At 32.0% G+C, this 24,733-nt stretch carries 21 protein-coding genes; 9 read left to right on the forward strand and 12 right to left on the reverse strand.

From position 1 onward, the window contains the following. Positions 1–45 precede the first annotated feature (45 nt). From leuD to leuB, 3 genes are all read left to right on the forward strand, one after another. Entirely contained in the window at positions 46–645 is a 600-nt protein-coding gene (gene leuD, locus FUA24_RS20460) for a 3-isopropylmalate dehydratase small subunit (RefSeq protein WP_148544908.1), read from the forward strand. Between the two features lie 117 nt (positions 646–762). Beyond that, positions 763–2,286 (forward strand): alpha-isopropylmalate synthase regulatory domain-containing protein, encoded by a 1,524-nt coding sequence (locus FUA24_RS20465; RefSeq protein WP_148544909.1) that lies wholly within the window; start codon positions 763–765, stop codon positions 2,284–2,286. Positions 2,287–2,314: 28 nt separating this feature from the next. Continuing rightward, on the forward strand, positions 2,315–3,370 hold the full coding sequence (gene leuB / locus FUA24_RS20470; RefSeq protein WP_148544910.1) for a 3-isopropylmalate dehydrogenase: 1,056 nt from the start codon (positions 2,315–2,317) through the stop codon (positions 3,368–3,370). Between the two features lie 61 nt (positions 3,371–3,431). Here leuB and FUA24_RS20475 read toward each other — a convergent pair whose 3' ends face one another. From FUA24_RS20475 to FUA24_RS20495, 5 genes are all read right to left on the reverse strand, one after another. Then, positions 3,432–4,481: an alpha/beta fold hydrolase gene (locus tag FUA24_RS20475; protein ID WP_187388341.1), complete on the reverse strand. Its 1,050-nt coding sequence runs from the start codon at positions 4,479–4,481 to the stop codon at positions 3,432–3,434. Continuing rightward, positions 4,465–5,115, reverse strand: coding sequence for a hypothetical protein (locus tag FUA24_RS20480; protein ID WP_148544912.1), 651 nt, complete (start codon positions 5,113–5,115; stop codon positions 4,465–4,467). Before FUA24_RS20480 ends, FUA24_RS20475 begins: the two co-directional genes overlap by 17 nt. Before the next feature lie 169 nt (positions 5,116–5,284). Next, on the reverse strand, positions 5,285–6,046 hold the full coding sequence (locus FUA24_RS20485) for a hypothetical protein (protein ID WP_148544913.1): 762 nt from the start codon (positions 6,044–6,046) through the stop codon (positions 5,285–5,287). 139 nt (positions 6,047–6,185) lie between these two features. After that, positions 6,186–7,493 carry a mechanosensitive ion channel family protein gene (locus FUA24_RS20490; protein WP_148544914.1) on the reverse strand — a complete coding sequence of 436 codons (1,308 nt, stop codon included), beginning with the start codon at positions 7,491–7,493 and terminating at the stop codon, positions 6,186–6,188. Then, positions 7,490–7,780 (reverse strand): DUF3817 domain-containing protein, encoded by a 291-nt coding sequence (locus FUA24_RS20495; protein ID WP_148544915.1) that lies wholly within the window; start codon positions 7,778–7,780, stop codon positions 7,490–7,492. Before FUA24_RS20495 ends, FUA24_RS20490 begins: the two co-directional genes overlap by 4 nt. Positions 7,781–7,973: 193 nt before the next feature. Here FUA24_RS20495 and FUA24_RS20500 point away from each other — a divergent pair, with 193 nt between their 5' ends. From FUA24_RS20500 to FUA24_RS20510, 3 genes are all read left to right on the forward strand, one after another. Next, the gene (locus tag FUA24_RS20500; protein ID WP_148544916.1) at positions 7,974–10,082 is read left to right on the forward strand and encodes an elongation factor G; all 2,109 of its coding nucleotides are present in this window, start codon (positions 7,974–7,976) and stop codon (positions 10,080–10,082) included. Positions 10,083–10,098: 16 nt separating this feature from the next. Then, the gene (locus FUA24_RS20505; protein ID WP_148544917.1) at positions 10,099–10,479 is read left to right on the forward strand and encodes a hypothetical protein; all 381 of its coding nucleotides are present in this window, start codon (positions 10,099–10,101) and stop codon (positions 10,477–10,479) included. A gap of 189 nt (positions 10,480–10,668) precedes the next feature. Next, positions 10,669–11,205 (forward strand): DUF4251 domain-containing protein, encoded by a 537-nt coding sequence (locus tag FUA24_RS20510; protein WP_148544918.1) that lies wholly within the window; start codon positions 10,669–10,671, stop codon positions 11,203–11,205. Positions 11,206–11,245: 40 nt separating this feature from the next. On the opposite strand, the gene FUA24_RS20515 is transcribed toward FUA24_RS20510, so the two are convergent. From FUA24_RS20515 to FUA24_RS20525, 3 genes are all read right to left on the reverse strand, one after another. Further along, positions 11,246–11,866 carry a YqaA family protein gene (locus tag FUA24_RS20515; protein WP_148544919.1) on the reverse strand — a complete coding sequence of 207 codons (621 nt, stop codon included), beginning with the start codon at positions 11,864–11,866 and terminating at the stop codon, positions 11,246–11,248. 354 nt (positions 11,867–12,220) lie between these two features. Then, complete coding sequence (locus FUA24_RS20520; protein WP_148544920.1) at positions 12,221–14,824, reverse strand: KAP family P-loop NTPase fold protein; 2,604 nt, start codon at positions 14,822–14,824, stop codon at positions 12,221–12,223. A 423-nt stretch (positions 14,825–15,247) separates the two neighbouring features. Continuing rightward, a complete protein-coding gene (locus tag FUA24_RS20525) occupies positions 15,248–15,883 on the reverse strand; it encodes a hypothetical protein (protein WP_148544921.1) in 636 nt (211 codons plus the stop codon). 84 nt (positions 15,884–15,967) lie between these two features. Here FUA24_RS20525 and FUA24_RS20530 point away from each other — a divergent pair, with 84 nt between their 5' ends. Then, positions 15,968–16,579, forward strand: coding sequence for a JAB domain-containing protein (locus tag FUA24_RS20530; RefSeq protein WP_148544922.1), 612 nt, complete (start codon positions 15,968–15,970; stop codon positions 16,577–16,579). Positions 16,580–16,656: 77 nt separating this feature from the next. Here the strand turns inward: FUA24_RS20530 and FUA24_RS20535 are convergent, their stop codons facing one another. From FUA24_RS20535 to FUA24_RS20550, 4 genes are all read right to left on the reverse strand, one after another. Next, on the reverse strand, positions 16,657–17,595 hold the full coding sequence (locus tag FUA24_RS20535; RefSeq protein WP_148544923.1) for a hypothetical protein: 939 nt from the start codon (positions 17,593–17,595) through the stop codon (positions 16,657–16,659). Beyond that, positions 17,579–19,933, reverse strand: a complete 2,355-nt coding sequence (locus FUA24_RS20540) for a hypothetical protein (protein ID WP_187388342.1) — start codon at positions 19,931–19,933, stop codon at positions 17,579–17,581. The genes FUA24_RS20535 and FUA24_RS20540 overlap by 17 nt, the downstream gene beginning before the upstream one ends. Positions 19,934–20,473: 540 nt before the next feature. Next, positions 20,474–21,682: a patatin-like phospholipase family protein gene (locus tag FUA24_RS20545; protein ID WP_148544925.1), complete on the reverse strand. Its 1,209-nt coding sequence runs from the start codon at positions 21,680–21,682 to the stop codon at positions 20,474–20,476. Positions 21,683–21,904: 222 nt separating this feature from the next. Then, positions 21,905–22,819, reverse strand: coding sequence for a hypothetical protein (locus FUA24_RS20550; RefSeq protein WP_222861378.1), 915 nt, complete (start codon positions 22,817–22,819; stop codon positions 21,905–21,907). Positions 22,820–23,150: 331 nt separating this feature from the next. Between FUA24_RS20550 and FUA24_RS20555 the strand changes: the two genes are divergently transcribed. Together FUA24_RS20555 and FUA24_RS20560 are read left to right on the forward strand one after the other, a co-directional pair. After that, positions 23,151–23,984, forward strand: a complete 834-nt coding sequence (locus tag FUA24_RS20555) for a sensor histidine kinase (RefSeq protein WP_187388344.1) — start codon at positions 23,151–23,153, stop codon at positions 23,982–23,984. 6 nt (positions 23,985–23,990) lie between these two features. Further along, positions 23,991–24,677 (forward strand): LytR/AlgR family response regulator transcription factor, encoded by a 687-nt coding sequence (locus tag FUA24_RS20560; protein ID WP_148544927.1) that lies wholly within the window; start codon positions 23,991–23,993, stop codon positions 24,675–24,677. Positions 24,678–24,733: the final 56 nt, after the last annotated feature.

Consider the following 24,733-nt stretch of genomic DNA (forward strand, 5'->3'; position numbering starts at 1 on the left):
ATAATACTGCCTACTTAATACTGGCAGACTGAATACTAAAATATTATGGCTTACGATAAATTTGAAGTATTAACAAGTACAGCGTATCCGTTACCAATAGAAAATGTAGATACAGACCAAATTATTCCTGCTCGTTTCTTAAAAGCAACAGAGCGTAAAGGATTTGGTGATAATTTCTTTAGAGATTGGAGATATGATTCAGAAGGAAATCCTATTGCAGATTTCCCTTTAAACGATGCAAAATATGCAGGTTCTAAAATATTAGTTGGAGGAAAGAACTTTGGTTCTGGGTCTTCAAGAGAGCACGCCGCTTGGTCTGTGTACGATTTTGGTTTGCGTTGTGTAATATCATCTTTCTTTGCAGACATTTTCAGAAATAACTGTTTAAATATTGGTGTACTACCAGTACAAGTATCTGCAGAATTTGCTCAAAAGTTGTTTGATGCAATTGATGCCGATCCTAAAACGGAGATAAAAGTAGATTTACCTAACCAAACAGTTACTTTGGTAGCTACTGGAGCATCTGAATCTTTCGATATTAATGGTTACAAAAAAGGTAATATGCTTAATGGTTTTGATGATATTGACTACCTTCAAAACATGAAGGAAGAGGTAAAATCATTTGCAGAAACAAGACCATTTTAAATAATATAAATACGATTTATTTGTCAACCTGAACTTGGTTCAGGTTCTCTTTTTTCATTGAAATAGGTTCCGAGACAAGTTCAGAATGACAATAAATCATAATTTCTCTATATTCCAATGAGTAAGAGGCACATAGAAATTATGGATACAACGCTACGTGATGGGGAACAAACCTCAAGCGTATCGTTTTCTGCTTCCGAAAAACTAACCATAGCCAAACTTTTACTAGAAGAACTCAAAGTAAATAGAATTGAAGTAGCTTCTGCTCGTGTATCAGATGGTGAATTTCAAGCTGTTAAAGAAATTACGGAATGGGCTAGAGAAAATGGCTATTTAAATGCTGTAGAGGTATTATCCTTTGTAGATAATGGAACGTCTATAGATTGGATTGTTAAGGCTGGGGCAAGAGTTCAGAACTTATTGACTAAAGGGTCATTAAACCATCTAACACATCAGCTTAAAAAAACACCAGAACAACATTTTGAAGAAATAGCTGGAGTTATAAAACTAGCGGCTGAACATGGTGTTGCTACCAATGTTTATCTTGAAGATTGGAGTAACGGTATGCGTAATTCTAAGGACTATGTCATGCAGTTTTTAGAATTCCTTTCTACACAGCCAGTTAAACGTATAATGTTGCCTGATACTTTAGGTATTTTAACGCCTAAAGAATCCTATGATTTCATTTATGAGATCAAACAAAAGTATCCAAACTTACATTTTGATTTTCATTCGCATAACGATTATGATTTAGGTGTTTCTAATGCAATGGAAGCTCTAAAAGCAGGAGCAGATGCTTTGCATCTTACTGTTAATGGTATGGGAGAACGTGCAGGTAATGCACCAATGGCAAGTACAATTGCTGTTATTAATGATTTTATGCCAGAGGTTACTATTGATGTAAATGAAAAAGTGCTGTATACGGTAAGTAAACTGGTTGAAAACTTTTCTGGAGTCATGATACCTGCTAACAAACCAGTAATTGGTGCTAATGTTTTTACGCAAACCGCTGGTATTCATGCAGATGGAGATAACAAGAACAACCTCTACTTTAGTGAGTTGTCTCCAGAACGTTTTGGAAGAACAAGACAATATGCTTTGGGTAAAGCTTCAGGAAAGGCTAATATTCAAAAGAATTTACAGGAACTTGGACTTCAGTTAAATGATGAAGAAATTAAAAAAGTAACCCAACGTATCATTGAATTAGGTGATAAGAAACAAGTGGTTACTAGAGAAGATTTACCTTATATCATTTCAGATGTATTAGATAGTGGTTCTTATGAGGAAAAGGTAAAGGTAGACTCCTATGTGTTAACACACTCCAAAGGTTTAAAACCGTCTACTACAGTGGCGCTTACTATAATTGATGAAAAGTTTGAAGAGAATGCGCAAGGAGATGGGCAGTTTGATGCCTTTATGAATGCGATTAGAAAGATTTTCAAGAAGAAAAACTTAACGCTTCCAGACTTAACAGATTATGTTGTAAGAATACCACCAGGAAGTCGTTCAGACGCCTTATGTGAAACCGTAATAACCTGGAAAAACAAGGATAACGAGTTTAAAACAAGAGGATTAGACTCAGACCAAACGGTTTCAGCCATAAAAGCTACAGAGAAAATGCTCAATATAGTTACGAATTAAGAAGATTATAAAATTTTAATATATACAAATGAAATTAAACATAGCCCTTTTAGCAGGTGACGGAATAGGACCTGAGGTAATTGACCAAGCAGTGAAAGTAAGTGATGCCGTTGCTAAGAAATTTGGACACGAGATTAATTGGAAACCAGCTTTAACTGGTGCTGCAGCTATTGATGCTGTAGGAGAACCTTATCCAGATGAAACTCATGACATCTGTAAATCTTCAGATGCTGTATTATTTGGAGCTATTGGTGATCCAAAATTTGATAATGATCCAACTGCAACTGTACGTCCAGAGCAAGGATTATTAAAAATGCGTAAAGCACTTGGATTATTTGCTAATGTTAGACCAACATTTGTATTTCCTTCATTGTTAGATAAATCACCTTTAAAGAAAGAGCGTATAGAAGGAACCGATTTAGTGTTCTTACGTGAATTAACAGGTGGTATTTACTTTGGAGAAAAAGGTAGAAGAGATGGTAGAGATACAGCTTTTGATAACTGTGTTTATACTAAAGAAGAAGTTACACGTTTAGCACGTAAAGGTTTTGAATTAGCAATGACACGTTCAAAACGTTTATGTTGTGTAGATAAAGCAAACGTTCTTGAAACGTCTCGTTTATGGAGAGAAACTGTTCAAGGTTTAGAAGCTGAATACCCAGAAGTAACTGTATCTTATGAGTTTGTTGATGCTGTTGCTATGCGTTTGGTACAATGGCCATCTGATTATGATGTGTTAATTACTGAAAATTTATTTGGTGATATCTTAACTGATGAAGCTTCTGTAATTTCTGGTTCTATGGGATTAATGCCTTCTGCATCTTTAGGATCTGATATTGGTTTATTTGAGCCAATTCATGGTTCTTACCCACAAGCTGCTGGAAAGAATATAGCAAACCCTATGGCTACAGTATTATCTGCTGCAATGATGTTTGAAAACTTTGGCTTAGCTGAAGAAGGAAAGGTTATTAGAGAAGCAGTTAACAAAGCTTTAGCTGAAGGTGTAGTTACTGAAGATTTAGCCGATGGCGATAAAGCTTATGGCACAAATGAAGTAGGTGACTGGTTAGCAGAAAACATTTAACTTTCTATACATAACTAACTAAAACTAAAAGACCTATCAAAAACTGATAGGTCTTTTTATTTTACTTATGTGCATTGATAAAGGCCATGACCTTTTCAGCAAATAAATCGGGTTCTGAAAACATTGGCGAATGACCAGATCTTTCAAAAATAAAAACTTCCTTTTGGCTAGACCCTAAGTTATCATAGGCTTCATCTGCAAATGTTATAGGCACTACCATGTCATGTCTTCCCCATAATACCAAAGAAGGAATGGTAATCTCGGGAAATCTATCCGTAAAATCAATATTCTCAAATAAATCTTCGTCTAATATAGATTGGGTGTTTAATTGGTTCCAAATAAGCGTTAATGGCGTGTATTTGTAAAGTACTTCACTATTCTGATTTTTTTCTTTATTAATAAGTCCTAAATCTTCAAGCTTTCTTTCAGCGTTAAAAGCCTCTATATTTAAATCGTACATATCGTCAATATTTGTATAAACAGGACTTAAACCATCTACAAAATCAATAACAGATTCCCAGTAATTAACATTGTTTTCAGCTGCAATTTGTTCGTTAGCTACCCTTCTAAAATTGGCAATATAAGCCTCATACAAACCTTTAGTATTGCCAGAACCATCTACATTAATCCACCCTAAAAACGGACTTTGATCCTTTAACAATGTTGCCGGCCCTAAAGTACCTCCCCAACTGTGTCCCATTAAAAAAAGCTTAGAGTCATCACCGTATTTATGCTTAATTACTTTAGCAAGCGCCAAAACGTCTTCGGCCATAATATCAATGGTAATACCGTCTTTGGAGTAATTACCTTGTGCCATTCCAGACCCACGTTGATCAAAGTAAACTACGGCTACTTCTTTTTCTATGTCGCTTTTAATGGTAGCATTTCTATAAGCCAATCCAAAACCTCCAGGACCACCATGAAGAATAATAAGAAATACCTTTTCTGAAGCATTACCATGAATATAGGCAGGCATATCTGCATTTTTATGTCGCACAAAAATGGTCTCGTTTAAATTACTAAGGCTATCATCATTGGAGCAAGAAAATAATGTACTTAGAAATACGATTAGTACAAGCCTTAAAGAGTTATGTTTAATTGCTTTTTGCATGTTTATTTTTCTTTTTAAAATTAAAACGATAACCATATTGTAAACTAAATGAGGGGAGAGCACCTGCATTGTATGGTGTTCTTAGCATAAAATTCACATTGAAATACCGTCCTGTTATTTTTTTATCTTTTCGTTGTTTACCAATACCTACAGAAATTGAAGGTGCATAATAACCTCTTCCTGGGAGAGACACTTTGTTTACGCCATTATCGTCAACTTTATAGGTTTCTGGTAAAAAGGATCTGTAATACCCCAGTGGGTTTAGTTCTATCATAAACTGTTTGCCCTTTTTATTGGTGCGTCTCCAGGTAATTCCGTAGTTGGTAAAAATACCGGTGTCTGTAGATGTAGCGAAGTTTGTAGTAAAACCTAAATTCCCATTTAAAAGAAATTCATGTGTATTGGTTCGTTCTTTACCTCTTCTAAATTTAATTTTAGAATGTTCTTTAAGCAGGTACTCTGCGCCTAAGTTTAAGCCGTTATTCCAGAATACAGAACCTGAATAGGCTATTTTAAATTCGGTTCTTTCAAGAAATGACTTTGATAATGTGTCATCGGAGCCACGAGCATTTTGACTCATAAGAATTTGCCCTAATAAAACACTAGGAATAAATAGGAGTAGTTTTCCTTTCATAATACTTTAGTTATAAATGAGGTAGCTAAACTATTTTAATAACTACCGTATAACTGTTAAAGTATATGTAAACAAAACTTAAATAGTTTTAAATAAAAGTAGGAGGGTGTTAAAAACTGTTAGAGAAGGCGTTAAAGTTTAAAATTAAAGTCGTGAAATGTATGAAGCCTTAATGAACAATCCTTTTTTTATGATAAGCCAATATCGAAGCATTAATTTTTTTATCAATAGTACTACCAAATGTACTCTTGGATTTAGCCTTGTTAATAGGGTAGTTTTTCAAGAAATTAGGATACACCATATAAACGTCTCCTGTATCAACATTTTTAATCAGTTCAAAAACATTAGCAAACAAAAAGCTGTCTTCAGATAGGTTATTTTGCTTGGCTTCGGCAATAGAAATCAATTCACCTTGATTGTAGACGTCGGTCTTTTTAACAACATAATAAGCGCCCACACCTTCAAACGTACCAATAATAACATTTTGAGGTTTAAAGATTGTTCTTCTCATTTTGAACTTATCTTTCTTCTCTACAATGACTTTACTTGGCACTATTTCATACTTTTTAGCAGATTTAAGAACCCTTTTAGTCATTTTTAATCTATCGTATACATCCTTAACGTTAATAACCTTATTAATATCCTCAAGCGATTTACCTTGTTGCTTTAGAGTAGCTATTTTAGAACTATCCGTTTTGGCTTTTTTAGAAAGGTATAAGGCTTTTTTATAATAGCTGGTTAAACGCTTTTCTCTGGGTTTTCTTATGGTTGTGGTAGCATTTTCATGTAAAATCTCATAAACATAAGGAGAACTGCCTTCTTTTTGAACCATTAAGGCATTAAAGTCTTTACTAAAAACAAATTGATTGTCTTGGGCTTCAGCATTGAAAGAGAGGGCTGTAACGATAATTATAACGTATAATAATCTCATAAGCAGGTATTATAAATAATAGCAACAATTATGGTATCTAATAAGCTGAAGAGGGATAAGTTAAATTAGATACTTTTGGTTTGATTTGGGTTTACAAAAAGTATAAATCTATCTTTTTGATTAATACAAAGTTAACTTTTTAATTTAAATTAGAAAAACTAGAGTTACTCGGTAGTTCAAACACCTCCAAATCAAAATACGGAATTGCTGCAATAACATGGTCAAAAATATCACCCATAATAGACTCATAGTTTTCCCAACGCTTATCACTACTAAAGGCATATATCTCTAGCGGTAAACCTTGAGTTGTTGGTGCTAATTGGCGCACCATAATGGTCATGTCTTTATTTATAGCAGAATGATTTTCAATATACGTCTGTACATACTTTCTAAAAACCCCAATATTGGTAAGGTTACGTCCGTTTAGAGCCAAAGACTTATCAATATTGTTAGAAGTATTGTAATCATCAATTTTGGTTTGTCTGTTCGTTAAGTAATCAGAAATGATTTGAATGCCTTTTAAGCGCGTAACATCATCTGGAGACAAATACTTAACGCTTTCTGTTTTAATGTTCACAGAACGCTTAATTCTACGTCCTTCGGAGCTAGACATACCTCGCCAGTTCTTAAAAGATTCAGAAATTAAGGCATAGGTAGGTATGGTGGTAATGGTTTTATCAAAATTCTGCACCTTAACTGTGGCCAATGTAATTTCAATAACATCACCGTCGGCACCAAACTTTTCAAAAGTTACCCAATCGCCAATACGTACCATATCATTTATAGAGACTTGAATACTGGCAACAAAACCTAAAATGGTGTCTTTAAATACCAAAATAATAATGGCAGATATGGCTCCTAGTCCTGTTAAAAACTGTAGAAAAGGTGTGTTGGTTATTACAGCAATGGCAGACATAATTCCAGCCACCCAAGCAAAAATCATAAACACCTGAATGTAACTTTCAATAGGTTTATCTTTTAACCTAGGTAAGGTTTTTAAAAAGTCTTTTACGGTATGCAACAAACTTCTAACAATCCAAAGTGCTAAAACAATAGCAAAAACCTGAAGCCCTTTTTCTACTATAATTTCAAAACTATCAAAGTGAAAAAAGACATCTGGAATAAAATGTAGCGCCAATAATAGAGGTAAAATGTGAGCAATATTTTTAGGGACTTTATTTTTAACCAATAAGTCGTCAAAATTAGATTTAGAGACCTGTGCAAATTTTGTGAACATGTTGAGCAAAATTTTGCGCACTATGAAATCTACCATAAACACTAGGATTACCAGACTTATGAGCAAAGCAATCATGTTTAAGTATCGTGCAGGATCCTCACTAAAACCATTAGCAATAAGCTTGTCATATAGGAAGGATTTTAACTCAAAAGCCTCTGTTGCCACTTCAGAAACGTTTTCAGTCACTGTATTTACCTGGTCTTGAATCATGATGTTGGTTTTAAATAGTTCTTTTCAACATAAAAAGTTCCAAATGGAATGATAGACGCTAATAAAACGTTTCTAAATATGGTATTGCTCCATTTTAATTCTGATCTCATCATAAAAGCTAAAACTACATATAACATAAACAAAATACCATGTGGCATTCCTAACATTTTTACGTATTGGTCATTTTCAGCAAAGTATTTAATAGGGGTTGCAATAAACAGTAAAAGGATATACGAAACACCTTCTAAAAAGGCTACAGCTCTAAAGATATTTAATAAGGAAAGCATAAAAAAGTTTTAAACAAAAATAAGGCACAAAGATAAATTAAGACAGAAAAGCACGAAGATTTTTAGTGCATAAACGCTATCAAAAAATACCTACCTGACTTAAATCATGTTTTTTAACCAATAAAGAAATTAAGTTTAAGGAAATTTAAGTCGCTTGGGCTTAACATTCTACCAACATTAAACCAATAAGCATATGAAAGTATTTGATGATAAACACATAAAAAATGTGGTTTTTGTAGGCGCTCATAACAGCGGTAAAACTACATTGGCAGAAACCATGTTGTTTGAGGCTGGACTTTTAAACAGACGTGGCACTATTGAGGATAAAAACACGGTTTCCGATTTTCATGATATTGAACACGAAAGGCAAGCATCTGTATTTGCAACCCCAATTCATACAGAATGGCGCAATTACAAAATAAACATTATAGATACCCCTGGTTTAGATGATTTTATTGGAGAAATAATTTCGTCCATAAGAGTTGGAGACACCATAGCTACAGTTATTAACGGCAGACATGGCGTAGAGGTTGGCACAGAAATTATCTGGAATTATATAGATAAGTACAATAAGCCAACCTTATTTATTGTAAATCAAATAGACCATCCGGATTGTAGTTTTGATGATGCCTACAAGAGCATTAAAAACCTTGTGGGTAACAATACGGTACAAGTACAATATCCAATACAAATAGACGGCGCACAATGCATTATTGATGTCTTAAAGATGAAATGCTACAAGTTTGGTACAGAAGGAGGGAAGCCCGAGAAATTATCCATTCCAAAAGAAGAAAAGATCAAAGCCGATGCATTGCATAATGAACTCGTAGAAAAAGCTGCCGAAAATGATGAAGCGCTTATGGAACTTTATTTTGAGAAGGGCACTTTAAACGAAAATGAAATGCGCCAAGGTATAAAAGCAGGTATGTTAAATCATGATTTATTCCCTGTATTCTGTGTCTCTGCTTTACATGATATGGGTAGCGGACGTATAATGGGCTTTATAGATAATGTAGCTCCGGCTGCGGCCGATTTAAAGCCTGAACAAAGCGTAGAAGGCGACACCATTGTACCAAAGGTAGAGGCGCCAACATCTTTATTTGTTTTTAAAACCTTGTATCAGCCTAATTTGGGACAGGTTAACTTTTTTAAAGTAAAATCGGGAGAAGTTACCGTAAATGATAAGCTAACCAATGCCAGAACAGGGGAGCAGGAGGTCATAAATCAGCTGTTTATAATGGATGGTAGAATCAGGCAAGCGGTTCAAAAGCTAACGGTTGGCGATATTGGCGCTACCTTAAAGTTAAAGCATACCGAAACTAATGATTCTCTGTATAGTGGAAATTCCCCAATAACCATAAAGCCCATTATATATCCAGAGCCAAGAATTAATAGAGCCATAACTGTTGGTAATAAAGCCGACGAGGAAAAGCTAAGTGAGGCTCTCAAACGCATTCATTCGCAAGACCCAACTGTAGTGTTAAGGTATTCTAAAGAATCTAAGGAGCAAATTTTAAGCTGTCAGGGAGAACTTCATTTGGCAATTATAGACTGGATGCTAAAACACGATTACAAACTGCAACCCATATATAGCAAACCTAAAATTAAGTATAGAGAGACCATACAAAGGTCGTCTACGGCCAATTACAGGCATAAAAAACAATCTGGTGGTTCCGGACAATTTGCGCAAGTGCACCTTAAAATAGAGCCATTACAAGCTGGTATGCCAGAACCTGAAGGGTTTAACATTAGAGGTAAAGAAGACGTAGCGTTGCCTTGGGGCGGTAAATTGGTATTCTATAATTGTATTGTTGGTGGTGTTATAGATGCCCGATATATTCCGTCTGTTATGAAAGGGGTTTTAGAAGTTATGGAGGAAGGTCCGTTAACAGGTTCCTTTATTAGAGATGTAAGAGTGCTGTTGTACGACGGAAAAATGCATCCTGTAGACTCTAATGATATTTCTTTTAAAATTGCTGGGGCACATGCCTTTAAAGAGGCCTTCTTAAACGCAAATCCTAAGCTTTTAGAGCCTATTAACGAACTTACGGTAAAAGTGCCCGAAGAGATGATTGGAGGCGTTATGACCGATTTACAGTCCAGACGCTCCATTATTCAGGGCTTCGATAACCTGGACCATTACCAGATACTAAAATGTACAATACCATCGGCCGAATTGTTTGGGTATTCTACAGATTTAAGAAGCATTACCCAAGGTAAGGCCACCTTTAGTTCTAGGTTCTCATCTTACCAACCTGTGCCCAACAACATTCAAAAGGAACTAATTAAAGCAGAAGTCTAATTAAAAAGATAACATCATGATAGTAAAAGCTAATTATTTAAGTGATTTAAGGTTTAATCTAGAAACCTGGAAAAGAGAGTTACGTTTTCATTTTAACGAAATGGATACGTTTGAAGAAAAACTAGAAGAAATTGCAGGTAGGGAATTTGGAAAAAAAGCAACAATTCCTTTAGAAAACTTTCAGAACAGGATAATGATAGAAAAAGATGCCATTTCTAAGTTAATGCACCGTTGTAGAAACAAAATGGCTAACATAAATAATGCAGACTATAATGAAAATATAGATGGTAGACTGCAAAATGAACAAAACACGCTCAAAGACGATATGCGAACTTATATTAGAATGCATTATGAGCTTAAGGAAGAGATGATGGACTTTTTTAGAGAATGGTTGTAACAGACCGCTTTAAATTAGAGTAATTTTGGTTTGAAAAGCTGTTATTATGTAATAACAGCTTTTTTTCTTAAATTTATGTAAGAACAAAAAGGAGTTAAAAGCGTGTATTTGAAGTAAATAACACCACGACTTCTTTGTGTATTGGTAAGCTTTCAATGTTAATTGTTTTAATGAAAAACAATAGAAATCATGAAAATAAAAGTTGTAATTGTATTGGTGCTTGGTCTTACGTTTTTAAACTGTAAAACTGGAGCGCGCGTTATTAATCCAGAGGATTTAGAGGAGGTAAATGCTGTTGTGAAAATGGATACTATCACTATAGAGTCTAATTTTGCCAACCCGCAAAACGCCACCTTAATTGCTAATACGGGGTTGCTGCCATTAGGTAATAACTCCGGAAATATAAGTTTAATGGGTAATACTAATTATTTTAAGATTATTGGAAAAACCTTGTCTGCAGACTTACCTTACTACGGAGAACGGCAAATGGGAGGCGGGTATAATACGGAAAACGTAGGTATAGCCTTTAATGGAGATCCAAGTGTTTTTGAACATTCCTTTAATTCGAAAAAAGGAACGCACGACTATTATTTTGAAATAAGTAAAGACTCTGAAGCGTTTCAGATCAGATTAAATATATTTCCTAGTTTAAAGACAACGATTTCAATTACGAGTAACCAAAGAACTTTTATTTCTTATACTGGTAAAGTATTACATACCCCTTAAAATTGATGTTCTAGTGGATTACTAAGGTTTTTAAAACCAGTTAAACCACATTAAAAATGACTAAGCCGTAAATAACAAAGCGTAACAAGCGTAAACTTCCGTAAGCAACTACGCCTTTAAATGGAAAATTAATAATACCCGCAGCTAAACAGGAAATTGAAAAGGGTAGTGGTAACAGTGCCCCAACTACAATTAAAAAACCACCCCATTTTTTAGAATTCTTTAGCTGTTTTTGCATTTTTTCTTCTAAATAGCGGTGTACACGCGGTATTTTAGTAATAAAAACACCAATATAATAGGTTAATAAACCGCCGAAATAAGACAAGAACGCCAAAATACCCAAGTATACCCAGGGTTGATTTAATTTACCAGCCCAAGCTATAAATAGTTCTGGCGGTACTAAACCAAGTAAGGTTTCTGAAACAAAAAAGAAAATTAAAACACCGTAAACCGGAAGAGTTTCAGTAACTCTGGTTAAAGCTTCATTAAGATTAAAGAAACGATTTACCACAAAAATAGCCACCACAACAGCAATTATGTATGGTAAAGCTTTTAGAACACTTTTACCAACAAAACTGTAAAAACCAGTATAACTGTAATACTGATGAAGTAAACTTAAACGAGATTTTTTCTCTGTTTTAGGTTTTGCTTTGGGTTTCATGGGTGACTTTAATTTAAGGCGTGCTAAAATACTTGCTTTTTTAATTCTGTAAAAGAAATACGTGGCGTTTATTATATTTTTAACATAATTAAGCCGTTATGGGGAGGATATATAAAAGTTGTAAAATATTCTATTTTACATAATATAAATTATAGTGCAAATATCATATTTCGATTATACCTTGTTGTTATGCCATTTGTAAGCTATAATTCCATATTATGTAAAATATCCCAGAAAGTCTTGAAAGCACAATAAACTGCAGTACTGGGGTCATTAAACATCTTGATTAGAGGTAATCTATAAATGACAATCTTAACTTATCAATTTCTTTAGATATTAACATTGTTTAAAGTTTTATCGTTCAAGTAACTTTAACTTATCAATTGCAGGTTGGAATTTGAATTCAAAATCAACTTTATTGAAATTTACTCCCTTACACTTTACAAAAAATTCTAAAAATTCTTCTTTAAATAAAGTTGGTTTTGCTAAATCATTTTCATTTATATCATTTAACCAATCTTCAAAAGCGTCAAAACTTCCGAAAATATTATTTTTAATTCCGTGTGAAACACCAACTAAATTATCATATTGACTACTTCCTCTAAATGGCATACCTTCAATAAAAGTTAGCAAGAAATTATCTAAATCTTTCTTCATGAAATCAATTAACAATTCCTGAACACCATCAAAATAATTATATATGTCAACTCTTTGATGTTGCGCGTTTAATTCTCTTGTAATTGTTTTACAATTATGGAATAATACCCAAACTTTATTTGACAATTCATCTGAGCTATTTAGATAATCTCTTAAATACTTAGTTAATAATTCTTTTATTTCGTCCTCTGATAAAATAAAATCTTCTGCATTAAAATTACCATCAATAACATGATTTAGAAAATCCGACTCAAACAAGTATGGAGATTTAGAATTATTTAAAATTGATAAAATAAAATTTTTAAATTCTTGAGTATTATTATAAAACTTGTCACTTACTTTATTATCTCTGTTAGATAGAAAGTTTTGTAAAGTAGTATTATCATAACCTATGAAATGAAATCCATAGAAAGAACTTGTAACTTCTATATTCGAAAAATAAAATATAGCTTTTACAATTTTCTCATATTCTTCTTTTGAGTCTATCTCATCTAGATTTAATTCATAAAAACGATATTTTACTAAATCAAGTACTTTCTTATTTTTCCATTCTTCTAATTTACTTTTGATGGTTTCAAAATCAGAGCTTAAAGCCGTATTAAATTCAACTTCCGATAAGTCCTCAATTTTCAAATTATCCTTGAAGTATTTATGATAATTTTTTTCGAAAACTATTGATAAATGATTTCTTCTTTGATAATCATTTATTTCAAACAACGTATTCATTATTTTTCCAACCTTTAAGACATTTTCCTCATTATAATTTAGTTGGTCAAGCATAAATTTGCCAAGTGTAGAGTTTTTATATTCCCTAAATCTTATCCTAAAATTTGAATTATTATCGTTTTCATATCTATTTTTCAAGTGATAACGAGAACCTCCATTGCCATAATATTGTCCTCTATTATTTAAAAACTTGTCTTTATGTAAAAACAATAAAATATAAATATCATAGAACTTGAATTTTAATAGCTTAAGTAAAAAGAAATCTTCGAAAATAACTTCATCTTTTATCTGTAAATAATCATTAACAAAAGAATTCAAAAACCTTTTAGCGTCTCGTAAATGATTCAGTGGAATATCATTGCTTTCTGTTCTAAAAATTGAATAATTATCCCCGAAATAAGATTCAATTTCTTCTTTTTTACTCTCTATTTTTGAAATTAATGTAGCCTTAATAAACTCTTTGATTTGGGATTGAGTAACAGGAATTAAATGCTCCTCTTTTAAGAATATTTTCTCTGAAAAGCTTTTAGGATTTGGGATATTTAAATTCTTTAAAGACTCATTAAGATACGTCTTATCAAAGGCAACAACATAAACAAAGTTATCAAAACCAGCAGTATTTCTAATGAGTTTTAAAATTTCAAAGATTTCATTACTTTGAAGCCTGTCAAAATCATCAATAAATATTATTATCCTCTTATTAAGACTTTTTAAAAGGGAGTTTAGAGATTTAAAATCAGATGAAATATTCTTTTTTAGACTAAAGCCTAAAATATCTTTTAAACTATCTGCTACATTAGATTTACTAATATTCAATAACGAGTTTGAATACTCCTTAATTTCGCGATATACATCCTCACTATATGGTCTTAAAGATTGTTGAATAGTGTCAAAGAAATCTTGAATAATAGATTCAACACCTAAATTAAGCCAAGGATTAAAGTCTATGATAATAAAGTCTTTTTCTGAATTTTTATTGTCGATTTCTCTTTTAAGTAGATTTAGGAATGATGTTTTTCCACTTCCCCACTCTCCTGTTATTCCGAATCCAATCGCTTCATTTGTTTTCGATTGAAAAATTTCATCCGATATACGTTGAGCTTTATAATTTCTATCAAGGGCATCTTCGTTTTCTGACTTTATAGGGGAATCATCGAAAAGATGGTCTGTATTTTCTATTATTATTTTCTTTTTATAAAAAGCAGATAAAATTGAATTTAATGGAGAAATTAAAAAATAGAATAATAATACATCAAAGTATTTAAAAGAATTAAAAAAAGTAAATCCGAAGAAATCGTAATTTTGATAAAAACGAATGTAACAATAGAAAGAAATAACTATAATACTAAATAACCATTGATGTTTAGAGATGTAACTTCTATTTATAAAATTCAAATAAATCTTTCTAATAATAAAAAATACAGTAATAATAAAAATTAAATCTATTGCTATATTGGATTCTATTTTACTTAAAATAGGGTTAATTATTATATCATCATATAGTTCTTTTATAGGCTTATAAAACAGTATTAATAATCCTGTAAATAGAAAAGTGATTTTGTAATATTTGCTCATATGTTCTTATGATTATATTGTACATAACCATGTCAATAGCTGTACCAAATAATTATTTTAAGAAATCTGACAGAATATATCAGAATAAACTGCAAGCTTCTGACAAATAGGCATATAATCCCATTCCATACACATTACCACTTCACTCCTATCGTCGCTTCGGGCAAAGAGTATTCCATTACATTTTAAAAGAAACTTTTAGGAAGAAAAAAATTAAAGAAGATTAGTTCTGATAAAAGCTTTTTACCAAAGCAAAGTTACATAACGCGAGAACATTATAGAACATTTATAACAATTAACGAAATAGCGCTTTTCGTGATATTTGACATAATTGCAGCAGACTTATATCGATAGTAATTATGTCAAGTTAATTGTGTCAATGATTTATCTAAGTGCTTTTATTATATAAAATAGAATTACGCCTTACAATTTTGTAATCAACCCAAATACAATATTTGTATCTTCTTTTGTGATTTGAGCTTTATATAAATATGTTTTATCATTTAGAATTTCTATAATTTCAACAGAAATAAGATTACCTTCTTTGTGTTTATCTTTTTCTAAAGGCATTTTAATAGTTTCTAGTTCATATTTATGATTTTCGGTCCATTTTATTTTATAGACTTGTCTACCGCCTGAACCACCTTTTTCTATTTGCCGATGCTTTCTTCTATTTATTATAGTTTCGCTATAAGCCGGACTCTCATATTTATATTTCCCAAAGTGGAAATCTTTACATTTCAAACGTTCCTCAGCAGGTAATTCATGAGTCTTATATTTAGAATTGACGAAGTAATACACGGATTGCCAACATTCATTTGTCATTTTCATTGGATAAATCAATTTTGCATTTTTGAAGTGTTCCAGACAACCTAATTGCCATCCCTCATGTTTATAGTTACTTTTTTCTTGGTTAATTTTTATATCGTAACGTTTTCCATTATTATCAACACAGTAATCAATTACTACCACCGCTACCCTATCTACATCATCAACAAAGGTTTGAGAATAAGATGAAAAGAAAATACTTAAAAAGACAATAAACAAGAGATTCTTCATTATGATATTATTTGTTTGGACTAAGGTAAAATATCTTTTCGTCCTGATACATTAATTTCTGACCTTGATTTGTATATTTACGTTATGAATGTAAGATTATCCAAAGAACAAAAAATCCAAATACTAAACTCTTCCGATATTTATAAAGTAATGCAACAGGTATTACTTCGTGAGAATAAAATAAGACGTAATCAAGAGCATTTTTGGGTAGTTGGCTTAGACAATAAGAACAAGATTTTGTTTGTTGAGCTCATAGGTCTTGGAGCTGTTAACCGTGTAAATGCAAATCCGCCAGATATCTTTAGAATGGGTATTTACAAGTTAGCTGTAAAAATGATTCTTGTACATAATCACCCGAGTGGTAATATTGAACCTTCAAAAACCGACAAGAACTTTACCGATAAAATATTAAAAGTTGGAAAACTCATTAATATAGAGGTTATTGACCATTTAATTATCTCTGAAGAAAAGTATACAAGCTTTACTGATAATGGTATTATAGCCGAACTACAAAAATCTGGAGCATATGAAATCATTGATAAACGAAAGAAAGAATTTGAAGATTGGCGCGTAAAAACCGAAAAAGAGCATGCTGTTAAAATTGAAATTGCTAAGAAAATGCTTTCTAAAAACTACGATATCGATACTATTAAAGAAATAACTGGTTTAACTAAATGGGATATTAAGAAGTTGTAAAAGCTATAAAGCACGTAGTTTGATAAAGTAATTCGTTTAACTGATTTCAGCGAAATTACACCTAGCAAGAGCTTGTTTTACAAATACTCTCTAATTATTTGCATATGTAATTCGTGTGGAAATTCACCCTTTTTATAATTTTCAATTATCCTATCAATATCACCAATGGTCTTTTCATAAGCTATTTTCAAATTAGCCTCGGGAAATAATTCGTTAACTATTTGCTCAATAAATTCAAAAATATTATTCAACATTTGAAGCTTCGTTCTTTTAAATTTTAAACTTCTCAAGGTTGAATAATAATACGAGAATTTATCACCTGAAGAGTATTGTTCTCTATGGTGCCAAGATATTTTTCTTGTTAACCTTCTTAGAATTATATCTAAGTTTTCTCTATGCTTCATTGCGTCGTAACCTTTTGTTTTACTTAGGTTAGATGGATTTAAAACTGAGAACATGGGGTCTTTAGAATCTATTTTCAACATTTGGTCTAAAATGTTTTTATAGTCTTTAATTGAACAAATCTCTTTTGGAAACTCAAGAATAAAACACTTAGATTTTGGAATTGAAATTTTCGTTTTTGATTTCAATTCTTTGGCGATATTTTTAGGTATTACCTGAATCACTTTTTTATTTCCAATTTTTACTTCGCCTCTAATGACTTTCAATCTCGTTAAACTCCCATTTTCATCAAAAATCTTTTCAATAACACAATTACCTTCATTAACTAGTTTATCGGATATCGTTTCTAATAATTCTAATAATTCTTCATTCAAATCCAATCTGTTTCGCCATCGATTTCTATACTTAAACGTTGTTACTTGATTTGACAAGAAATCAGCTATTTCATCTTGATTTTCTGATTCTATAGAAATAGATAAAAAATCTTCTTTTATTCTATACCTAGACATGGATAAATCTTCCATAAACATAGAAGAGTTGTGTCTATGGAAATAATCACTTATTGGGACATCAAAATCTAGAGATATTTGCCCTTTTTTATACTTCTCTTCCATAAATGCGATTAATATCAAATAATACTGACCTTCTACCAGAGCTTAATTTTGAAACACTCTCTTTAGCTTCTATGAAAGTAAATAGATATAGTTCTAAAAAAAGCTCTTCATAATTTTTATCTGTGTGTATTCTATCTGTTATATACCTTCTTATAATAGTGTTTTCGTAATTGTTTACGTCGATACCTCTATCTACAAGTATTTGTGAAAGTTTTTTAGTTCTGCTAAAGTTATCTGTAAAGTTTAAACCTGTACCATGTTTTTCGTTAATGTAAAAGCTGTAAGATGCCATCATTAAATCAATTTGTGCTTTATCAATTTTAGTTTCATTCCAACTATTAATTATTTCTTCCCAAAAAGGTATCCCTGAAATTTCGGAATAGACATAACCTAAGCCAGACAATTGCATTAACTCAATATGAATTTGATATATCACTTCTAAATCGTGATGGTATCTATCCTTATATCTTTGATAGTATAAAGCGTAGAAAGATGCGAGAGAGCTTTTAAGAAAACTCGAGAAAATGCTTTTGAATTTATCTAAATCATTGTTGATATATGAGTCATTAATATCATTTGAAATTATAGCAAATGACCTAGCGAAAATATCAGGGTAATTTTCATCCCATTTTAAGTGAAATATTTTCTGCATGTCTTCTGAAATACCCGCAACTAATTTGTCATTTATACTTTTTAACTCTGTATTAGCTTCTTCAATATCTAAACTAGTCCATTTAAAAGCCCCTTTATGTAAGTTGTTGGACTCAAATTCTTGTATTACACTATTAATCCTTGGAATTCTAAATTTTATCCTGTCAATTAATTCTAACGTGCAATGAGCTGCAAATGATGCCGATAAATGATTGTTGTTACTTCTACAGAGTTCCACAAGAGGAATTGCAAAAGTCTTTATTTGTTGAATTGTATTTTTAAAATTTCTTTCTAACAATATCAAATACTCGGCTGTGATGTGTTGAGTAATATACCAAGTAGGAGTAATTTGTTTACCTTCAACGGCTTTTTCATTTTTTACATAAGTAAAATATTTTTCAAAAAAGACATTTAGCTGATACGGTAAACTTATTTTATATAAAGAAGATTTTTTATTCCAATCAATTTTAGAAATTTCATTATTAAAAACTGTCTTGGTTAGATTTTCTGATGCTTGAAAAAACCTGATTTGATAGTCCCGAATACTTGAAGAAATAAATGATTCTATTAATACTAAATTTGCTTTTGAATTTTCATATGTATTCTTTTCGTTATGTACTAAAGAGTTTTTGGTGATTAAAAAATTTTCCTTTAATAATCGTTCAGCTAAACTATATTCAAAAGAGTAGCCAAAATATTGCAATACATTAACTGATTTGTATAAATACTCGTATTTGATTTCTTGGTCATCAAGCAAAGTGACTTTTTCACCTATATCTCTGTAGATTTTGAATATTTGTTCCTCAAACCAAAATGTATTTGAAACTTCTTTTGGAAAGGGATATGTTCTAGTATTTATTGATAATTCTCTGTCTCTAAGGTCAGCCTCAAAATAGGATTTATGTTCTGATTTATTCTTAAACCATTTACTTTTTATGGGTATGTTGCTCTTAAAACTAAGGTAGAACTCTAAGAGTTTTAATGTTTGCGAAACTGTATTCAGAAAAGATTTTTTGTTTATCGGAAAGCCTTCAATACCGATAACATTTAACAACCTTAGTATCTCTAAATCTTTTTCTACATTCCTTCTAAAGAAACTCTGAAAACTAGGATTATCCCAATAAGCACTGTTTATAGTGACATTTTTAATATTTCCAACAATCTGTTTATTCGCAATTTGGGCTAGAGTATTTGGCTCAAAAAGATTATATACCCCTGCTCCAATTTTTAAAAGATTAAATAAGCTAATAAGGCTTAGGAGAGCTAAGGTTATTAAGACCAAGTTCCCAGGGTAGTATCCAAAGGTTATGAATAATAATACACAAACAGAATATGCTGTTAAAAATGCTAATCTTCTTAGATAATTTTGAGTTATTGGCTCTAAAAACAATAAGTTCCTAATACTAGAATTCACTTTTGAATATCCTGAACTAGCAATAGTTGCCAATATTGGATAAAATAGTGCCAATAAAACGCCAGAAATGCTAGCTATTAAAGAAATAAATCCATTTACAGAGTCTAAACTTTTTGGATAACTTGGTTTAGGTAAACTATTAGTTATTGATTTTAACCAATTGGGGAAACTCTGAAAATGTGCATTATAAACGTTTTGAGAAAAGAATTCTATTAAATAGAGCAGTAACACGAAAAAAAGAGCAACAATTACATTTTTTGCTATTTCTAACAAAAAAACTTTTCTAACGGATAGCCTCTCTTTTTCTAGTAAATATTTTTTCTTGGCTTTGAATTTTAGAATATTAATTTTCAGCTTAATATTCTTTATTCTTTGTTTAATTTGCCATAGTAACTTATAGTCGTAGATTTTATGATTATTCAATATTTTTTATGGATAAAATTAGGTACTCAAATATACAATATTTTAACACGTAATATTCTACAGAGTACCGAAATTGATTAGTTTTTAAACAGAATAATCCCACTCCATACACATAATTAATACTCTCCTCTCTTATGCTTAAGTCAATGCTGTTCATAGTTCGAACTATTCTATTAACATCATAAAGAAACTTTTGGAGTGAAATTTTTAAAGAAACAGGGTGATAATTTTCGCTTTTATCCAAAGCTCAAGTTATCCCGAATCAAGTTCAGAACAGGCTCCACGCGAGAACGTTATAATTCATTTTAAGTTATTATAGTAAGACATTATACTAAATTCCTTGTAACTCAAAAAAATACAATTTTATTATAGAACAATTAACTTTCACCTTCAAAACCCCCAAGCCTTCCATCTATCCATACCATCTTGATACCATTTATCGCCATTTAAGAATAGTAAATCATTATTTCGTTTTACTTTAAATTCTATGGGTTGGTTATACATGGCACCATCTTTCCAAGACTTAAAACAGGTTTCTAAAGCAGCAATGTCTTCATCTGTAGTAAGATCCATATCTAACTTATACAGCCTTTTAATTAATTCTATCACTTCCTTGGGTGTGTTAGAATCGTAATGAATTAAAGGTGATAAACGAATAATATGGTCATTTAATGCCTTGTAAGAAATGGCCTTCATGAATATCATGGACATGTAATTGGCAGTGTCTGGCGGTTGATACAAAATAGTTTTAGCCTGATTTAAAACCGTCTCCTTAAAAAATTTTGCTTGTGGCCCAAAGGCTTTAAAATTGAACTTATTTCGTCTTTGCCTTACTGCTATTTGTTTCCATTTCCAGAAGTTTTCTTTGTCCTCATTAGACATTAGGCTATTGCTTGTGCCCAAAGACACAATCTGTAGTTCTTCCAGATTTACCCCAAGTTTAAAGGCTTCTATTATACCCGCCAACACCGGATTATTAAAACCACCTAAAGCCCCATCCCATAACTCATAGAAAATCTCACTTTGCTTAGCCTTAAATCGAGCAGGGAAATCAAAATATTGAACCGGTGCATTAGAAGAACCATGAATAGCTTGGGTTAAACGTACGGAATCATAATCTTCTGCATCTTCACCATAAGATTTAAAGAATTTGGCTCTATTATTTAAAGCATCATAGGTACATACTGCAATTTTAAGTGTGTCTTTGCCAATATAAGCAGGCAGTTCATGCATTTGCTTTTTATCTACTTCCTTAAATAAAGATTCAAAACTTTCCCGTTTTCGTTTTGAGCTATATTTTGGTCCAAAAGGAAGTCCAAAAAAACGCAAATAATCCACAGGAAAAAAACGATCTCTAAACGAGTTTTTACTAAATATACGTTCTCTTATGCTTTTATCTTGAAAGAGCGTTAACGCTTCATTTAAAGTCCAATTTTCTGCCAAAGCCGCTAAAACAATGCTACCTCCCGAATTGGCAATGACTAAATCAAATTTTTTAAGGATCTCATGACCATTTAGGTTTCCGTAGCGGTCTTTAAGTGTTAGCAATTGTATAACAGCCCAACTGCCACCTCCATCTAGTGAAAGAATTCTATACATGTATTCTTGTTTTAATAAACATTACCTTGTAAATGCGTTCTCGATACAATTTTTCGTGCCTCAACATTACTGGAACTGACATCTTAATTTAATTGTTACCCAAAACGCACAACACGTTATAGTATTAATCAGTGTATTAGGAGATTATAAAGCTACAAAATAATGTAAGAATATGTTTATTTGATGGATGTTTTTTTGTTTATTCGGGCTGCTCTACATGCTTTAGGCTTTTGGTCTTAATGTGTCAATGATTTTGGCATCTACCCAATATTTATAGGAAACCCAATAAGTGCTGCCATCGTCTCTAGATTTTTCTTCCGATCTCGAAAAGAGCAAATATTTCCCATCTGGCGTTAGCTTTGCGCCATTTTCTACCAATTTGGAATTTATTTTATCGCCCATATTAATAGCTGGTCCCCAAGAACCATCTCGCTGTTTAAAACTAATGTAATTGTCGGATCTTCCATAGCCATCGTCTCGCTCGCTTCCCCAAATTAAGAAGGACTCATCTGGTGCTATAAAAGGGTGCGCTGTCCATTTACCAGAATTAATCTGCTTTCCTAGTAGTTTTGGTGCTTCTCGTTTACCATCAACAATTCTAGACATGCGTATGACATCATTGTTTTTATAATCGTCAAAAACTATAGTGCCCTTATCGGAAACCGACAATACCATAATGCCCCAATCGTTCCTATTGAACATAGCACCGAGACTTTTCATTTTAGACCAACCCGTAGCGGTGCGTTCAATATAGTTTTGCCTTGAATACAATATAGTGTCGTTTTTAGAGCCTCTAGACTGGAATTTGTACTTGTTAGTTCTGTATGAATTTGCACCTTGTTTATAAACTATAACAGCAGGTTCAAAAGGATTGGTTCCGGAATAGGTAAAATAAAACTCTTGCATATCTAGAGCATCCGGATTACCTAATGTCCAATCTACAGTACTGCTTGTCTTGGGTACAAAAGGTTCTGGAATTAGCCCTGGAGGTTTATATCCAAAATACAAGCTGTCTTGCTTTACATCATCTTTCTTTTTTGGGTGGTCTTTCTCTGTTTTACATGCATATATTAGTACTAGAACTACTGCTGAAATGCATAGGTTTACATAGTTTTTCATTTTTAGCTTAGTGGCCATAATTAAAATAGTTTTTGTTGACTAAAAGTATCTTATAATCTCTATCTAAAACTAGGAATAGGACAAGCAGGATAATTTAATGATGAACCTAAGTTGTCATTGATATAAGGCTTTGGTAATAAATTATAGCAACTTGTAAGTATAGATGGTATCTTTAACTTTTTTATAGAAATTTATGATAAAAAGGAACCTAAATAATAGCATTCTTATCAATGTAAGTGCATTTTTGCTGGTTTTTATATTGGAGACCTTAAGCGTATGGACCATAAAAGATAAACTTAATCCTAATTTCCCTTACCTCTTTCATGGGTTTAAGTACTCACTTTTTATCATGACAATCATTTGGTTAAATCACTTTGTTCTTATTCCTTTTATTTTAGATAAGAAAAGGTACGTTTTATATGGCGTATTGCTTTTTGCCTGCATCTTTATTGGCGCCTATATAAGAAGCGTTGTAAGTGGCGGCCATGGGCTTTCTAAAATGTTCTTTTTTCTTATTTATACAACCGGAGCTGGAATGGCAGTCTTCTTTTTAAGAAGAAGTATGCATATTCAGAAAAAAAACAATGAGAAAGAAAAGTTACAAAAGGAATTGGAACTTAATTATTTAAAAGAACAGGTAAATCCTCATTTTTTATTTAATTCTCTAAACAGTATTTATGCGCTGTCTAGAGAACAATCGCCCGAAACACCCGATGTTGTAATGCAGCTTTCCGAATTAATGCGTTACCAATTAGAGAGTGCAAAAAAAGATAGTGTTTTACTTAAAGAAGAGTTGCAGTTTATAGAAAACTATCTGTTGCTTGAAGATAAAAGACTGGGTAAACGTTGTACAATTGACTTTATAATTAAGGGTGAAGCTCAGAGTTTAAAAATTGCGCCAATGCTCCTTATTCCCTTCGTTGAGAATGCCATAAAACATGGAGCCCAAAGTACAAACAAACCGAGTTCAATAGATGTTTCTGCTACAATAGACAATAAAAGGCTGCATTTACAAGTATTAAATTCTAAGCCCGTAAAAGTAGGTCAACAGAATAGAACAGGAACAGGACTAACTAATGTAAAAAGACGTTTAAATTTACTTTATCCTACTACGCATACTCTAGAAATTGATGAGAGCGTAAAAGAATACTGTGTAAATTTAACTATTGATTTAACCGTATAAACACTTATGATTAAAATTGGAATAATAGATGATGAGCCTTTAGCACGTAAGGTGTTAGAGGAGTATTGTTCTAAAATTGAGAGTTTTAGTATCGTAATATGCACAGGGAATCCGCTTGAGTTTATCAATTTTATTCAGCAACAAGACGTTGATTTAATCTTTCTAGATATTGAAATGCCAGAACTTAATGGGATTGAAATTTTAAGATCTCTGATAAATCCTCCAAAAGTAATTTTAACCACAGCTTATTCTGAATATGCCCTAGAGAGTTATGACTATGGTGTGGTAGATTATTTGTTAAAACCGATAAAACTTGAGCGTTTTTTAAAAGCCGTTAACAAGGTGGTGACTTCAAAAGCAAGCACTCCCGAACATGATACAGGAAAGGGAGAACTGCAAATAAAACATGATGGCCTCCCTGTAAATATTGCATTTAATTCAATGCTATACATTCAAAGTTTTGGTAACTATTTAAAGATTTTTACCGAATCTCGTATGTATTTGATAACTGAAACTTTAACGAACATTACAACCGTGTTACCCAGCAATTTTCAGCGTACACATAAATCGTACATCGTTAATTTAAAAAGGGTGACAAAAGCTACTAAAACCTTTTTGTTTATTGAAAATAATAAGATTCCTGTAAGCGCAATGTACAAGATAATGGTCTTTGATAAGTTAGAAAGCGCTTAAGTGTTTTTTAAAAGTGAAGCTTATTCAGTATAGGACACTTTTGAACTTCATCCTTG

Source organism: Seonamhaeicola marinus (assembly GCF_008085455.1).

Excerpts from the sequence above, each read along its gene's own strand:
- leuD (WP_148544908.1), top strand. The coding sequence starts at position 46 with ATGGCTTACGATAAATTTGAAGTATTAACAAGTACAGCGTATCCGTTA.
- FUA24_RS20515 (WP_148544919.1), bottom strand. The coding sequence starts at position 11,866 with ATGAAACCCAAAGCAAAACCTAAAACAGAGAAAAAATCTCGTTTAAGT.
- FUA24_RS20525 (WP_148544921.1), bottom strand. The coding sequence starts at position 15,883 with ATGAAGAATCTCTTGTTTATTGTCTTTTTAAGTATTTTCTTTTCATCT.
- FUA24_RS20510 (WP_148544918.1), top strand. The coding sequence starts at position 10,669 with ATGAAAATAAAAGTTGTAATTGTATTGGTGCTTGGTCTTACGTTTTTA.
- leuB (WP_148544910.1), top strand. The coding sequence starts at position 2,315 with ATGAAATTAAACATAGCCCTTTTAGCAGGTGACGGAATAGGACCTGAG.
- FUA24_RS20500 (WP_148544916.1), top strand. The coding sequence starts at position 7,974 with ATGAAAGTATTTGATGATAAACACATAAAAAATGTGGTTTTTGTAGGC.
- FUA24_RS20495 (WP_148544915.1), bottom strand. The coding sequence starts at position 7,780 with ATGCTTTCCTTATTAAATATCTTTAGAGCTGTAGCCTTTTTAGAAGGT.
- FUA24_RS20475 (WP_187388341.1), bottom strand. The coding sequence starts at position 4,481 with ATGCAAAAAGCAATTAAACATAACTCTTTAAGGCTTGTACTAATCGTA.
- FUA24_RS20535 (WP_148544923.1), bottom strand. The coding sequence starts at position 17,595 with ATGGAAGAGAAGTATAAAAAAGGGCAAATATCTCTAGATTTTGATGTC.
- FUA24_RS20490 (WP_148544914.1), bottom strand. The coding sequence starts at position 7,493 with ATGATTCAAGACCAGGTAAATACAGTGACTGAAAACGTTTCTGAAGTG.
- FUA24_RS20555 (WP_187388344.1), top strand. The coding sequence starts at position 23,151 with ATGACAATCATTTGGTTAAATCACTTTGTTCTTATTCCTTTTATTTTA.
- FUA24_RS20545 (WP_148544925.1), bottom strand. The coding sequence starts at position 21,682 with ATGTATAGAATTCTTTCACTAGATGGAGGTGGCAGTTGGGCTGTTATA.
- FUA24_RS20465 (WP_148544909.1), top strand. The coding sequence starts at position 763 with ATGAGTAAGAGGCACATAGAAATTATGGATACAACGCTACGTGATGGG.
- FUA24_RS20520 (WP_148544920.1), bottom strand. The coding sequence starts at position 14,824 with ATGAGCAAATATTACAAAATCACTTTTCTATTTACAGGATTATTAATA.
- FUA24_RS20505 (WP_148544917.1), top strand. The coding sequence starts at position 10,099 with ATGATAGTAAAAGCTAATTATTTAAGTGATTTAAGGTTTAATCTAGAA.
- FUA24_RS20480 (WP_148544912.1), bottom strand. The coding sequence starts at position 5,115 with ATGAAAGGAAAACTACTCCTATTTATTCCTAGTGTTTTATTAGGGCAA.
- FUA24_RS20550 (WP_222861378.1), bottom strand. The coding sequence starts at position 22,819 with ATGGCCACTAAGCTAAAAATGAAAAACTATGTAAACCTATGCATTTCA.
- FUA24_RS20560 (WP_148544927.1), top strand. The coding sequence starts at position 23,991 with ATGATTAAAATTGGAATAATAGATGATGAGCCTTTAGCACGTAAGGTG.
- FUA24_RS20485 (WP_148544913.1), bottom strand. The coding sequence starts at position 6,046 with ATGAGATTATTATACGTTATAATTATCGTTACAGCCCTCTCTTTCAAT.
- FUA24_RS20530 (WP_148544922.1), top strand. The coding sequence starts at position 15,968 with ATGAATGTAAGATTATCCAAAGAACAAAAAATCCAAATACTAAACTCT.